At 43.5% G+C, this 14,467-nt stretch carries 11 protein-coding genes; all 11 read left to right on the top strand.

The window, feature by feature from the left end; genetic code table 11:
• Positions 1–9 precede the first annotated feature (9 nt).
• Positions 10–429, top strand: a complete 420-nt coding sequence (locus AB5170_RS00620) for an RNA polymerase sigma factor (protein WP_044998991.1) — start codon at positions 10–12, stop codon at positions 427–429.
• Position 430: 1 nt separating this feature from the next.
• The gene (locus AB5170_RS00615) at positions 431–679 is read left to right on the top strand and encodes a helix-turn-helix domain-containing protein (RefSeq protein ID WP_004613734.1); all 249 of its coding nucleotides are present in this window, start codon (positions 431–433) and stop codon (positions 677–679) included.
• Between the two features lie 434 nt (positions 680–1,113).
• Positions 1,114–1,308: a hypothetical protein gene (locus tag AB5170_RS00610; protein WP_055168632.1), complete on the top strand. Its 195-nt coding sequence runs from the start codon at positions 1,114–1,116 to the stop codon at positions 1,306–1,308.
• Positions 1,309–1,412: 104 nt separating this feature from the next.
• Positions 1,413–2,633, top strand: coding sequence for a tyrosine-type recombinase/integrase (locus AB5170_RS00605; RefSeq protein ID WP_055168668.1), 1,221 nt, complete (start codon positions 1,413–1,415; stop codon positions 2,631–2,633).
• A 305-nt stretch (positions 2,634–2,938) separates the two neighbouring features.
• The gene (gene clpB, locus AB5170_RS00600; protein WP_368361531.1) at positions 2,939–5,521 is read left to right on the top strand and encodes an ATP-dependent chaperone ClpB; all 2,583 of its coding nucleotides are present in this window, start codon (positions 2,939–2,941) and stop codon (positions 5,519–5,521) included.
• A gap of 21 nt (positions 5,522–5,542) precedes the next feature.
• Entirely contained in the window at positions 5,543–5,716 is a 174-nt protein-coding gene (locus AB5170_RS00595) for a DUF4250 domain-containing protein (protein WP_118582984.1), read from the top strand.
• A 466-nt stretch (positions 5,717–6,182) separates the two neighbouring features.
• A complete protein-coding gene (locus AB5170_RS00590) occupies positions 6,183–6,674 on the top strand; it encodes a MarR family winged helix-turn-helix transcriptional regulator (protein ID WP_226815755.1) in 492 nt (163 codons plus the stop codon).
• A gap of 77 nt (positions 6,675–6,751) precedes the next feature.
• Complete coding sequence (locus tag AB5170_RS00585) at positions 6,752–8,914, top strand: ABC transporter ATP-binding protein (RefSeq protein ID WP_173717566.1); 2,163 nt, start codon at positions 6,752–6,754, stop codon at positions 8,912–8,914.
• Positions 8,911–10,758 carry an ABC transporter ATP-binding protein gene (locus AB5170_RS00580; RefSeq protein ID WP_368361532.1) on the top strand — a complete coding sequence of 616 codons (1,848 nt, stop codon included), beginning with the start codon at positions 8,911–8,913 and terminating at the stop codon, positions 10,756–10,758. The genes AB5170_RS00585 and AB5170_RS00580 overlap by 4 nt, the downstream gene beginning before the upstream one ends.
• A 276-nt stretch (positions 10,759–11,034) precedes the next feature.
• Positions 11,035–13,110, top strand: coding sequence for a UvrD-helicase domain-containing protein (locus AB5170_RS00575; RefSeq protein WP_173770652.1), 2,076 nt, complete (start codon positions 11,035–11,037; stop codon positions 13,108–13,110).
• A 324-nt stretch (positions 13,111–13,434) separates the two neighbouring features.
• Complete coding sequence (locus AB5170_RS00570) at positions 13,435–14,448, top strand: hypothetical protein (RefSeq protein ID WP_173717445.1); 1,014 nt, start codon at positions 13,435–13,437, stop codon at positions 14,446–14,448.
• Positions 14,449–14,467: the final 19 nt, after the last annotated feature.

The raw sequence follows: 14,467 nt of genomic DNA, 5'->3' as shown, positions 1-14,467 counted from the left end.
GTGAGATTGATGAAACCGTCTGACTTCCAGAAAACAGTTCAATGTCGCTTTGAAAGTTGTTTGAAGAAAGTTGTCCGTCATATTGTAAAGGACTACCAACAAGGATTGAAACGACGAAAAGATAAAGAAATTCCATTCTGTGAACTTCCAGAAATTTTCGTTGAAAATTTTGCTGTGTGGGATGACTACGAAACAGATTATACAATCTTTTCAGTATGTGGCATTGATATTCGTGTCCTTGATGATGAGCTGGCAGAAGCCTTGAAAAAACTTCCAGAAAGAAAGAGAAATACTCTGTTAATGTATTACTTCTTGGAAATGACAGAAAGTGAAATTGCCAACTTACAAAAGATTACGCAAAGCGGTGTATTTAGAAACCGACATCATGCTTTGGAAACTATGAAAAAAATACTAAAGGAGAAGCAGTAAAATGAAGCAAACATTTAAGAAGCCGTCCTACTATTTGCTTTCGCAAGCAATGGACGGGGACGAAAAAGCGATTGAAAAAATACTGGCATTTTATGACCCGTACATATCAAAGTGCTGTTTGCGCCCACTCTATGATGAATACGGCAATGTCTATATTGTTGTAGATATGGAGTTAAAGGGACTTATCCGAGAAGCACTTATCAAAATGATTTTAGGGTTTGATATTGCCTTAGAAATCGAAGAAGAATAAGCAGTTTTTAGCAGAGCATGGTTTAATGTTCCCCTCTTTCCTGCTCTGCCCTGCTTTTACATGAAAGCAACACGCTTTCGCCACAGCTCTTTGACAACTGAATAAAGCAGACAGATACGTTTGTGAGATAGCGAGCCACGGGGACTGTACGCCACGACCTTTCCAAAAGAAAGCGAGCGACTCACGCAGTGATCCGAGAGCGACTGTTGGAAAAGTCGTTTTGCCATGACCTATCCTCACAGAATAATGATACGTCCGCATGGTGCGGTTCTGCCCACAAGAATGGGAATAGTTGAGATACTAATGGAGCTTTCCAAAGCCGTCTGTCTGCTTATGTAACTTATAAATAGACACACAGTAAAGGGGGTGTTACATTATGTTAAATACTGATGTGTTAAATGATGTGATGTTCCAGCGAGGTAAGGTGTTGGAATATGAATAAAACGAAGATAAGAGCAACGGAACAGCCGATTGCTGTTGATATAGAGGGACTGTCTGCTAGGTTATCTTGTGGTCGTGCTACTGCAAGAAAGATTGGCGAGCAGGCAGGAGCAAAAATTGTGATAGGTCGCAGGGTTCTTTATTCCATAGAAAAAGTCAAGAAATACTTGTTATATTTGGAAGAATAGAGCGATTTTCTATTTATGTTCTCTGGCGTGTGTAGTATAATAAGAAAGGACAAAGCACGCTGTGAGAACAAGAAAAGAGGCTTTTTCAGAAAGGAATGGTTCTCATGGCAATTAGTAGAAAAGACCCAAAAGGAAGAAAATTAAGAGAGGGCGAAAACTGGCGTAATGATGGAAGATACAGTTATCGTTATACAGATGTAAGAACAGGCAAGAGATTGACAGTCTATGCACAAGATTTACCAGAGCTTCGAGAAAAAGAGAAGCAGATTGCAAAAGATATGGAAGATAATATATTGACAGACGGAGCAATCAAAAAAATGACGCTTAACACGTTGTTTGAGCGTTATATGGCAACTCGTGAGCTGGCTGATACTACAAGAGTTAGTTATGTTCGTGCTTGGGAAAACAGAGTAAAAGACGAGATTGGAAATATTAAAGTTGTTCAGCTTTTACCCTCACATATTAAAGCGTATTATGCGAAACTTTCCAAAGCTGGATATGCTTATTCTACAATCAAGTATATTCACAACCTGCTTTATCCTGCATTAGAAATGGCTGTTGATGATGATATTATCCGAAAGAACCCTGCAAAAAGTTCCATTAGTGATTATGGAAAACCAGCAGAGGAAAAAGAAGCCTTAACAGTTTCTCAACAAGAAAAGTTTATGGAGTTTGTAAAACAGAGCAATGTCTATAACACATATTATCCTATGTTTACCATAATGATTGGTACGGGGTTAAGATGTGGGGAGCTTATTGGTCTTACATGGAAAGATATAAACATCAAGGCAAAAACGGTTAATGTAGACCACCAGCTCATTTATAAGAATTTAGGCGACGGTTGCAAGTTCCATATCTCAACACCAAAAACGTCGTCGGGTATTCGTATTATACCTATGACACAAGAAGTTGCAAAAGCCTTTGAGGAACAAAGAAAAATCAATTTTATGCTTGCAAAGGATAAGAGCATTGAGGTGGACGGGTGTTCGGGGTTTGTCTTTACAGCAAAATCGGGCAGACCGCTTATGCCGAATGGCGTAAATAGTGTTTTATACAACATTGTAGACGCATATAACAAAACCGAAGTAGAGAGAGCAAAAAAAGAGCATAGGAAAGCAGAGCTGTTACCAAAGTTTTCAGCTCATGTAATGCGTCACACAGCTTGTACCAGAATGGCAGAGTGCCGTATGGACGTAAAAGTTCTTCAATATATTATGGGACACGCTCATATAGATGTAACAATGGAAGTGTATAACCATATTGGAGAGCTGACAAGGATTGAAAATGAGATTGCAAGACTAGATAGTATGGTGTTAAATGCTTGACACCACAAAAAGAGAAATTGGTGTCAAATTGGTGTCAAAACAGAAAAAATCACAATTTCAAAAGAAATAAGATACTGCAAACCATTGATTTTAAAGGGTTTGCAAAAAAAATCTCAAAAAATTAGCACTCACCTCTTGACAGTGCTAACAATCCATGCTATATTAAAAACCGTAATAAGAAACTACCTATACAAAACGCAGCCCCTGCGAGTTACTTTTTTAAAGAGCCGCGGCAGCTGCGTTTTATATATAAAAATAGGTGGGTGAAATTATTTTCATTCACCCAAGCTGAAGGAGGAGAGCCTATGAACATCAGCAAATTTACGCAGAAATCCGTACAGGCTGTTCAGGATCTGGAGAAGGTTGCTTACGAATACGGCAATCAGGAAATCGAACAGGAGCATCTGTTATATACCCTCCTGACACAGGAAGACAGCCTGATTCTCAAACTGATTGAGAAAATGGAAATAAATAAAGATTATTTTATTGATACTGTAAAGAAAGCTCTGGATGCCAAGGTAAAGGTATCCGGCGGAGAACTCAGATTCGGACAGTATCTGAATAAGGCTTTGGTAAATGCAGAAGATGAAGCTAAAGCAATGGGAGATGAATACGTATCCGTAGAGCATCTTTTCCTGTCCCTGCTGAAATATCCAAGCCCCAGCATGAAGAAAATCTGGAGCGAATTTGGCATTACCAAAGAGCGTTTCCTGCAGGCACTTTCCACAGTACGTGGAAACCAGCGTGTAGTAAGCGACAATCCGGAAGCCACCTATGATACTTTAAATAAATATGGCGAAGATCTTGTGGAAAAGGCAAGAAGCCAGAAACTGGATCCGGTAATCGGACGTGACAGTGAGATCCGGAATGTGATCCGTATTCTTTCTCGTAAGACCAAGAACAATCCGGTTCTCATCGGTGAGCCCGGTGTTGGTAAAACAGCCGCTGTGGAAGGTCTTGCACAGCGAATTGTAGCAGGAGATGTTCCGGAAGCACTGAAGGATAAGAAAATTTTTGCCTTGGATATGGGCGCACTGGTAGCAGGTGCCAAATACCGTGGTGAATTTGAGGAACGTCTGAAAGCAGTTCTGGAAGAGGTGAAAAAGAGCGAAGGTCAGATCATCCTGTTTATTGATGAGCTTCATCTGATCGTAGGTGCAGGTAAGACGGATGGCGCAATGGATGCCAGCAACATGCTGAAACCAATGCTTGCCCGTGGTGAGCTTCACTGCATCGGTGCTACCACACTGGATGAGTATCGTCAGTATATTGAGAAAGACGCTGCCCTGGAACGTCGTTTCCAGCCGGTTATGGTGGATGAGCCAACTGTGGAAGATACCATTTCTATCCTTCGTGGCCTGAGAGAACGTTACGAAGTATTCCATGGTGTTAAAATCACAGACAGCGCACTTGTTGCAGCTGCAACACTTTCACATCGTTATATTACAGACCGTTTTCTTCCGGATAAGGCAATTGACCTGGTAGATGAGGCCTGTGCCCTGATCAAGACAGAGCTGGATTCCATGCCGACAGAGCTGGATGAGCAGCGCCGTAAAATCGATCAGATGAAAATGGAAGAGCTGTCTCTGAAGAAGGAGACCGATAATTTAAGTAAAGAGCGTCTGGAAGAGCTTCAGAAGGAGCTTGCGGAAATGCAGGATTCTTTCAACACCCAGAAGGCTCAGTGGGAGAACGAGAAACATTCTGTAGAGAAGCTTCAGAAGCTTCGTGAACAGATTGAGGATATGAACAAACAGATCCAGATCGCAAGACAGAACTATGATCTGGAGAAAGCTTCCGAACTGCAGTATGGCGAGCTGCCGAAATTACAGCAGCAGCTGGAAATCGAAGAGCGCAATACAAAAGAGAGCGACAGAAGCCTTGTCCACGAAGTAGTAACAGACGATGAGATCGCAAGGATCATTTCCCGTTGGACCGGCATTCCGGTAGCAAGGCTGACAGAGGGAGAGCGTGCCAAACTGCTTCATCTGGAAGATGAGCTCCACAAACGTGTTATCGGTCAGGACGAGGGTGTACGCCGTGTAACCGATGCCATCCTTCGCTCCAAAGCAGGAATCAAAGATCCGACCAAACCAATCGGTTCTTTCCTGTTCCTTGGACCAACCGGTGTTGGTAAAACAGAGCTTGCCAAAACCCTTGCACAGACTCTTTTCGATGATGAGCAGAATATGGTTCGTATCGACATGAGCGAGTACATGGAGAAATACTCTGTATCCAGACTAATCGGAGCTCCTCCGGGATATGTTGGATACGAGGAGGGCGGACAGCTGACAGAAGCCGTTCGTCGGAAACCGTACAGCGTTGTACTTTTCGATGAGATTGAGAAGGCACATCCGGATGTATTCAATGTACTTCTGCAGGTACTGGATGATGGCCGTATTACCGATTCCCAGGGACGTACTGTAGACTTCAAGAATACGATCCTGATCATGACCTCCAATATCGGATCTCCTTATCTGCTGGATGGTATTGATGAAAATGGTGAGATCAAGGAAGAAGCCCAGAAAGAGGTTATGGATGATCTGCGCGGACATTTCCGTCCGGAATTCCTGAACCGTCTTGATGAGATCATTCTGTTTAAGCCGTTGACAAAAGATAATATTGGTAGTATCGTTGATCTGATGGTAAAAGAGCTGAATGACCGTCTTGCCGACCAGGAGCTTTCCCTGGAGCTGACAGATGCAGCCAAGAAGGATGTCATTGACAATGGTTACGATCCTGTCTATGGAGCAAGACCTCTGAAGCGTTATCTTCAGAAGTACGTAGAGACACTGACCGCCAGGAAAATTCTTTCAGGCGAAGTCCATACCGGCGATACACTGGTATTGGATGTGGAGAATGGAGAGTATGTGGTTAAAGTGAAGTAAAAGAAAAGGAGTCCCAGTCTTATGATACCAAAAGATCCTATGATTCTGCTTAGTTATGTAAATACCCAGCTTCGAGATTATTACGATTCTCTGGAAGCCCTGTGCACCTGCCGCGGACTGAACAGGGAATCCCTGTTGGATAAGATGGATTCCATCGACTACCACTACGACGAAGAGACCAACCAGTTTATTTGAAATCACAATATTCAATAATTTAATACCGCTTGTCAAAGCTGTGAAAACCGCTTGGCAGGCGGTATTTTTTTGTAACAGGAAATTCCTGTTACGCATTACATAAAAAGCCTGCCGGGCAGGATTGCACTGCGGCGGAAGGGGTGTTGTCGCTCCAGGCGACCCGCCGCAAATGGAGAATCCTGCAAGCAGGATTCTTTTTACCATGAAAATTCCGGACAACAGATAATGTGGTCTTATACATAATAATTAGCCGACAAAATAAATACATATTTTAAATTCAATAAATTTAAGACACAAATCTAAAAAAAATATAAACTGCACAAAAAACACTTGCGTTTCTTGTGGAAAAGTGTAAACTATAAAATTAGTCGGCTAACTAATATGAGAAAGCTGAACAGGAACTTGAAACTGTAATACACACTCCAAAGCTTGTATCTCAGTTTCAGACAGCAAGTGAGGTGAGAATTTGGAAAACAACAATGAGAAAAGCATTCAACGTCTGATTATGGAAATCAGCCGCATGTATATGGAAAAATGCTTTGGTAAACTTAAAAGTCTGGGAATCCATCCAAGACAAATGCCGATTCTGGCTGTTCTGTGGAAAGAAGACGGATGTAGCCAGAAAGAACTGGCCAGCCAGTTAGGCGTGAAGCCGCCTACTGTTACCGTAAGTATCCAACGCCTGGAAAAAATCGGTATTATAGTTCGAAAACAGGATGAAAAAGATCAACGCATAAGCCGGATTTATCTTACAGAAGAAGGAAAAGCAATAATTAATGAAGGTATGCGCATGGCAAAGGAAGGAGAAAAACAGGTTCTGAACGGATTTTCCGAAAGTGAGTTATGTCTGATGAAACGATTCTGCATACAGATCAAGGAAAATATTGCGGCAATGCCAGCACCAGAGTTTTCACCGGAAGAAATGTGCATGGGACATTTTTGCCATAATAAAAAGTAGCACAGGAAACTGAAAAACAAAGCAAAAGGCAGAAAAGCCCGGATGTTTTGAAAAAATGTAGAAAGGACAACCCAAGCATGATTAAATTAATGAAGTATCTGAAAAAATCAGCAGGCTATATCGTCCTGATCATTGGACTGCTGTTTTTGCAGGCATACTGTGATCTGTCCTTGCCGGATTACACCTCCAAGGTAATTAACGTAGGGATCCAGCAGGGGGGAATACCAGATGGTGTTCCGGAAAAAATGCGTCAGAGCACAATGGAAAATCTGCAGATTTTTATGGACGAAGACACACAGAAAGAAGTTCAGGACTCTTATGTCCTGGATGGAGACACATATGAACTGAAAGATGGCATTACAGGGGATAAACGTGAGGAATTAAACGATCTTCTGTGCAAACCTCTGATGATGTACACCTCTTTTACCTCTGGCAGTGAAGAGAGCCAGAAAATGCTTTCCCAGATGCAGGTATCGGAAGGAACGGACCCAATGCAGGTTTTGTCAGCAATGCCGGAGGATGCAAAAAAACAGATGCTGGAGGCTGCAGATGAGAAGCTTTCCGACATGCCGGAATCTATTCTTACACAGGCCGCTGTCAGTGGTGTGAAAGCAGAATACGAAGCTATGGGCGAGGATCTGGATGCAATTCAGATGAATTACATCCGGACATCCGGAATCCAGATGGTCCTGATGGCGCTGGTGATCATGCTGGCCGCTGTAAGTGTTACTTTCCTTTCAGCAAGAGTGGCAGCAGCCCTTGGACATGATCTGCGAGATAATGTATACCGCAAGGTCATTCATTTCTCCAGCAACGAATATCATAAATTTTCCACTGCATCCCTGATCACGCGAAGTACCAACGATGTGCAGCAGGTGCAGCAGGTTATGACCATGATGTTCAGAATCGTTCTGTATGCGCCCATCCTTGGCATCGGAGGCGTGCTCAAGGTTCTCCAGACCGATTCCTCCATGACCTGGATCCTTGGAGCCGCAGTAGCTATCATTTTGATTGTTATTTTTGTACTGTTCCAGATTGCAATGCCGAAATTCACCAGGCTGCAGACTCTCATTGACCGTCTGAACCTGGTAACCAGGGAAATCCTTACCGGAATCCCGGTTATCCGCGCGTTCAGCCGTGAGAAGCATGAGGAAGAGCGTTTTGAAAAAGCAAATATGGATCTGACAAAGACAAACCTGTTTGTAAACCGCTGTATGACATTTATGATGCCGATCATGATGCTGATCATGAACGGTGTATCTGTAGCGATTATCTATTTCGGTGCACATGGCGTTGACAATGGAACTATGCAGGTAGGAAATATGATGGCATTTATCCAGTACGCAATGCAGATTATTATGTCCTTCCTGATGATCACAGCAATCTCCATTATGCTCCCAAGGGCAAACGTGGCAGCCGGCCGAATCTGTGAGGTCCTGGAAATGGAGCCATCTGTAAATGATCCGGAGGAACCGGTAATGCCAGATAAGCAGGAAAAAGGAACGGTCGAATTTGACCATGTAAGCTTCGCTTATCCGGAAGCCGGGGAAAATGTCATCAACGATATTACCTTTAAGGCAGAAAAAGGCCAGACGGTTGCTATCATCGGAAGTACCGGAAGCGGTAAGAGTACACTGGTCAACCTGATCCCCAGATTTTATGATGCAACGAAGGGCTGTGTCAAAGTAGATGGTGTGGATGTACGAAATATGACACAGCATGAGCTTCGTGACCGTCTGGGCTATGTACCTCAGAAGGGAGTCCTGTTCTCTGGAACCATCGATTCCAACATTCGTTACGGTAAGCCGGATATGCCAGAGGAAGATGTAAAACTGGCAGCTCAGATTGCCCAGTCCGATGACTTTATTGAAGCGAAACCGGAAGGCTACAAAGCACCTATTTCCCAGGGAGGAAATAATGTATCCGGTGGCCAGAAGCAGCGTCTTTCCATTGCAAGAGCGATTGCCAAAAAGCCGGAAATCCTGATCTTTGACGACAGCTTTTCCGCACTTGATTTCAAGACTGACAGCAAGCTTCGCAAGGCTCTGAAGGAAAAGACAAAGGATATTACCACGATTATCGTAGCACAGCGAATCAGCACTATCCTGAATGCAGATCAGATCATTGTGCTGGATGACGGAAATATGGCAGGCATCGGCACCCACAAGGAATTGATGAAGAACTGCGAGGTTTACCGCCAGATCGCCATGTCACAGCTTTCAGAGGAGGAATTAGCATGAGTGAAAACAAAGCCAGAGGCCCTATGATGGGTGGTCATCGGAGCCGTGCAATGAACTCCGGGGAAAAGGCAAAAGACTTTAAAGGAGCAATGAAACGACTTTTGAAATACATGGAACGCTACAAATTCCGTTTCGTTCTCATGTTTCTGTTTGCAATTGCAGGAACCATTTTTAACATTGTAGGACCAAAGATCCTTGGAAAGGCAACAACAGAGCTTTTTAACGGTCTGGTAGCCAAGGTAAACGGCACCGGAAGCATTGATTTTGAAAAAATCGGCTATATTTTGTTATGGACATTAGGACTGTATCTGGCAAGTGCCTGCTTCTCCTTTATCCAGGGTTATGTGATGACCGGAATTTCCAACGATGTCACCTACAATTTACGTAAAGATATTTCAAAGAAATTCAGCCGCCTCCCAATGAACTACTATGAGAGCCGGACAAACGGAGAAATCCTTTCCCGCGTAACGAACGATGTGGATACCCTTCAGATGAGCCTGAACCAGAGTATTACCCAGCTGATCACATCAGTTACCACCCTGATCGGTGTGTTTGTGATGATGTTGTCCATCAATGTGTGGATGACTCTGGCTGCCCTTCTGATCCTTCCGCTGTCCATGCTTATCATCAATTTCGTTATGAAGCACTCCCAGAAATATTTCCAGGCACAGCAGAAGTATCTGGGTGAGGTAAATGGCCAGATTGAAGAGAACTACGGTGGACACAATGTAGTGAAGGTATTTAATAAAGAAGAAGACGTAGTTGCAGAATTTGAAAAAGACAACCAGAAGCTTTACGAATCAGCATGGAAATCCCAGTTTTTCTCCGGAATCATGATGCCGGTCATGCAGTTTGTTGGAAACCTTGGATATGTTATGGTAGCCCTTCTTGGAGGATGGTTCACGATCAAGGGTTCTATTGAAGTAGGTGATATTCAGTCCTTCTTCCAGTACATCCGTAACTTTACCCAGCCCATCCAGCAGATCGCACAGGTAACCAACCTGCTTCAGTCCTCAGCAGCCGCTTCCGAGCGTGTGTTTGAGTTCTTGGATGAGGAGGAAGAGGAGACCACCAAAGAGAATGCTGTTTCTATTGACGGGCTCAGCGGAAATGTAGAATTTGATCATGTAAGCTTCGGTTACAATCCGGAAAAGATCATTGTCCACGATTTTTCGGCAAAGGTCAAAGATGGTCAGAAAATTGCGATTGTAGGGCCTACCGGTGCAGGAAAAACCACCATGGTTAAGCTGCTTATGCGTTTCTATGATGTAAACAGTGGTTCTATTAAAGTAGATGGCCATGATGTAAAAGATTTCAACAGAAGCGAGCTTCATGAAATGTTTGGAATGGTGCTTCAGGACACCTGGCTGTTTTCCGGAACCATTATGGAAAACATCCGCTATGGACGGCTGGATGCTACCGATGAGGAAGTGATCGCAGCAGCAAAGGCTGCTCATATCCACAACTTTATCATGCAGCAGCCGGGAGGCTATAACATGGTTCTGGATGAGGAGACCAGCAATGTTTCCCAGGGACAGAAGCAGCTCCTGACAATCGCAAGAGCCATTCTTGCAGACAATAAGATCCTGATCCTGGATGAGGCTACTTCCTCCGTTGATACCAGAACCGAGGTACAGATCCAGAAAGCTATGGATAACCTGATGAAAGGCAGAACCAGCTTTGTCATCGCTCACAGACTTTCCACCATCAGGGATGCAGATCTGATCCTGGTTATGAAGGATGGCGACATTATCGAGCAGGGCAGCCATGAAGAGCTGCTTGCAAAGAAAGGCTTCTACGCAGATCTTTACAACAGCCAGTTTGATAAGATGCAGACTGCATAAAAGTAAGTGAAACAGATAAAAAAATACAGCAGCTTTTTCGGAAAATATACGGAAAAACTGCTGTTTTTTTTGTCTTCAGAGAGAAAAAATCCAGGGATTTGCTGTCTGTACTTTTACCCGCAGATAATGTATAATGGAGCAAAGTTTCTGCCGGAAAGGAAGGCAGGGACAAAGTCATGACAACGAAAAAACTCATTTATTGCAGCAGCCCTAGGTGTCTTTTTACAAGACTGGTAGAAAGGGCTGCAACGCGAATGTTAAAGGAGTATACCCCCAATGACAATTGATAATAAAGACGGAGCAGCTTTTCTTGCATACGTTACAGATAAATTAGAAACCAGGATCGCCCATATCAGCCAGTCCATTCTGGAAGGACAGAAGGATATCGAAGGAATGCATGAGTATTACTGGGAGAACTATACGGAGATGGACCAGTATGGTTACGAAAATTTCGATAACCAGCAGGCACTTCTTCACCAGATCAACGCCAACGAGCAGCAGATCCATTTGCGAAAAAGATTTCGTAAAATGCTGGATTCCCCTTTCTTTGGAAGAGTGGATTTCGTATTTGAAGGGGATGAGGAGCCGGAGATTTTTTATATTGGAATCGGAAATTTCGCAGAAGAGGCAGGGCATACGCCGCTGATCTATGACTGGCGTGCTCCTGTCAGCGGGCTTTTCTACGACTATGATAAAGGTCCGGCGTCTTACCAGGCACCGCTGGGAACCATCTGCGGTGAAATTGCTTCTAAGTGGCAGTACAAGATTCGAAATGGCCGTATGATTTACCAGTTTGAAAGTGATGTGAAGATTGATGACGAGATTCTTATGGCAGAGCTTGGCAGCGGAGGCAGCACTGCGCTGAAAAATATTGTCCGCACCATCCAGAAGGAGCAGAATGCCATCATCCGAAACAACAGGGATAAGATCATGGTAATCCAGGGCGCAGCCGGAAGCGGCAAGACCTCCATTGCTTTGCACAGAATTGCCTATCTTTTGTATCACGACCGCAAGAACTTGAAATCCTCCAATATCCTGATCCTGTCTCCCAACAGCATTTTTTCTGATTATATTTCCCATATACTTCCGGAACTGGGAGAGGAAAATATTAAAGAAATGAGCTTTGATCTTTTTGCCTACAGACAGCTGAAAGATACGGTATCTGACTGCGAAGACCGTTATGACCAGATTGAGCGCAGTCTGAATTTCCCGGATATGCCTTCCTTATATAAGGAAAAACAGTCCAGGGGATTTTTGAATCAGATGGAGGGGTATCTCACCTCCTTAGAAGATGAGCTGATGGATTTTCAGGATGTGGAATATAAGAGCTTTACGAAAAAGGAAGAGGAGATCATTGATCTTTTTTACTTTAAATTTCAGGATATCCCTCTGTTATCACGTATGGAGGCAGTTGCAGAGAATTTCATTGATGAGGTAGAGACGCTTCGGGATAATGATATGGATGAGGAAGAACGTGCCATTGTAATGGAGAAATTCATGAATATGTATGAGACACAGGATCTCTATGTGATCTACAGCCGTTTTCTGGAAAGCTGCGGCTATCCGGGACTTCCCCATGTACAGCTTCAGGAGCGAAAGCTTCGGTACGAGGACGTCTATCCGGTACTTTACATGAAGTACCGCCTTCTTCGCCAGACCAGTCACAATGGTATCAAGCACCTGGTAGTAGACGAAATGCAGGATTATTCAAGGCTTCAGTATCTGATCCTTAAAATGATGTTCCCCTGCCGCATGACCATTCTGGGGGACAAAGCCCAGACTATGGAAGATGAGGCTCAGGATGTCCTGGGATTTTTACCGAAAATTTTCGGAAAAGAGATCCGCAGGATCGTCATGAACAAAAGCTACCGAAACACTGTGGAGATTGCTTCTTATGCGAATCAGCTTGCAGGGATTACAGATATGGATCTGTTTGATCGTCATGGCGATCCGGTGGAAGAATTATTTTTTAAAGGGAAAAAACAGCAGGCAATGGAAGCGGCTCTGGATGAGCTTGTGAATAAGCTTCAGCTGGGAGCAGAACAGTTTGAGACAGCTGCGTTGATCCTTCGCACGGAATCTGAGGCAAAAGAAGCCGCCCGCATTCTGAAAGAAAAACTGGAAAATACAGGGTTTGATATGGAAAATCGTTTCTCGTACCTGCATCGTGACAGTACCAGCTTCTGCAAAGGCCTTACAGTTACTACGTTTTATCTTGCAAAAGGTCTGGAATTTGACCAGGTATTTTCCCTGTTCCCTGCAGCAGATCATAGCCCGATTGCAAAACAGGGACGTTATATTGCAGCTACCAGAGCGCTTCATAAATTGCATATGTACGAATATGGAAAATAAATATTACAAAAGTATGACAAACAGAGCGTAAAATAAAAAAGAAATTCAGGTTAGTAAAATATGCTGTCAAATACAACGTACATTTTGCAGACAGTATTTTACCAACACTCTTTGAAAAAATGTATAAAGTTCGTCACGAAAGTTTATAATATTTTCACAGCAAATTTAGATTCTGTAGTGGGAAATCCATTGACAGGATTGTAATAAAATTGTAAAATACAGCTCGGGAGATTTTTATAAACGAGAAATATTTTCGTTTTGTTAATGAAATAGAATAATGTAGATTTACAAAATTTACTTATGAAAAGAAATAAGGAGGATACTATGAAGAACAAAAAGATTTTAGCAATCTTAACGATATCAGCAATTGTTTCTGCAGCTGCTACAGGCTGCAGTTTTGGCGGAGACGAGCCGGAAGAACAGGTAGTGGTAACTGAGACACCTGCTCCGGAAGCAACCGCTACACCAACTCCGGAGCCAACCATCGCGCCAGACGTACAGGACAGCACCTATACATCAAGCAATGGGGCTGTCTCCATTAAGCTTCCAGATGCTACCTGGTCCAATAAGGCGGATGAGGCAGATATGCTCAGCTTCGAATCCCCGGAGCAGGGTAAGATCCTGATCCTTCATGGACAGGGAGAAGAGGACATGTCTTCTGCTATGCTTCCGGATACGCAGGATCTGGCTGTGGCATTAGAGCAGGCTTCTGACCTTGCAGAAGGTACTGATTTTGAGATCCAGGATTATACCGCCAGTGATGTGGAGGGAGTAGGCGTTTATTCTTACACTGTGAAGTACACAGATGCTTCCAAGAGCGGCGGATATGTTTATGCGATCCATAAAATTTATAAGAGCTCTGATGAGTATTACAATATTTGCGGATCTGTTGTGGATGAGGCTTCTTATGCAGGAGTTAAGGCTGCAGTTGATTCCTTCGGAATTGCAGGAGAGTCTTCTTTGAAAGCTGCTGCACCGGTACAGTCTTCTGACAGTGCAGACGGAAGCACTGAGGGAAGTACAGATGGTTCCACTGACGGAACACAGAGTGCAGGTACTGATTCTGCGTCCTCAGGTGATGGAAGCAGTGATGGAACAATCACAAACTCCGGCGGATTTACCCAGGAGCAGCTTACAGACACCAACCAGACCAGAACTATTTACCGTAACTCCGATGGCCATCCCCTTGTAATTACTCCGGATGGAAATGGAAACTGGGTTGACTTTGATGGAAATACCTATCGTTTTGTAAATAATGAGGACGTTTACGATCAGAATGATGTGGATTATTACTGGCATGGAGAAGGTGCAGACGTATATTATATGCCTGTAGAGTAATAACAGAAAAAGCAGAATG

Source organism: Ruminococcus sp. RTP21484sp1_RTP21281st1_A8_RTP21281_210402 (assembly GCF_040914025.1).
In the GTDB taxonomy this organism is placed as follows: Bacteria; Bacillota; Clostridia; order Lachnospirales; family Lachnospiraceae; genus Blautia_A; species Blautia_A faecis.
The sequence above is the reverse complement of the archived record's forward strand: the minus strand, read 5'-3'. Positions and strand labels throughout refer to the sequence as shown.

Excerpts from the sequence above, each read along its gene's own strand:
- AB5170_RS00570 (WP_173717445.1), top strand. The coding sequence starts at position 13,435 with ATGAAGAACAAAAAGATTTTAGCAATCTTAACGATATCAGCAATTGTT.
- clpB (WP_368361531.1), top strand. The coding sequence starts at position 2,939 with ATGAACATCAGCAAATTTACGCAGAAATCCGTACAGGCTGTTCAGGAT.
- AB5170_RS00595 (WP_118582984.1), top strand. The coding sequence starts at position 5,543 with ATGATACCAAAAGATCCTATGATTCTGCTTAGTTATGTAAATACCCAG.
- AB5170_RS00615 (WP_004613734.1), top strand. The coding sequence starts at position 431 with ATGAAGCAAACATTTAAGAAGCCGTCCTACTATTTGCTTTCGCAAGCA.
- AB5170_RS00620 (WP_044998991.1), top strand. The coding sequence starts at position 10 with ATGAAACCGTCTGACTTCCAGAAAACAGTTCAATGTCGCTTTGAAAGT.
- AB5170_RS00610 (WP_055168632.1), top strand. The coding sequence starts at position 1,114 with ATGAATAAAACGAAGATAAGAGCAACGGAACAGCCGATTGCTGTTGAT.
- AB5170_RS00605 (WP_055168668.1), top strand. The coding sequence starts at position 1,413 with ATGGCAATTAGTAGAAAAGACCCAAAAGGAAGAAAATTAAGAGAGGGC.
- AB5170_RS00575 (WP_173770652.1), top strand. The coding sequence starts at position 11,035 with ATGACAATTGATAATAAAGACGGAGCAGCTTTTCTTGCATACGTTACA.
- AB5170_RS00585 (WP_173717566.1), top strand. The coding sequence starts at position 6,752 with ATGATTAAATTAATGAAGTATCTGAAAAAATCAGCAGGCTATATCGTC.
- AB5170_RS00580 (WP_368361532.1), top strand. The coding sequence starts at position 8,911 with ATGAGTGAAAACAAAGCCAGAGGCCCTATGATGGGTGGTCATCGGAGC.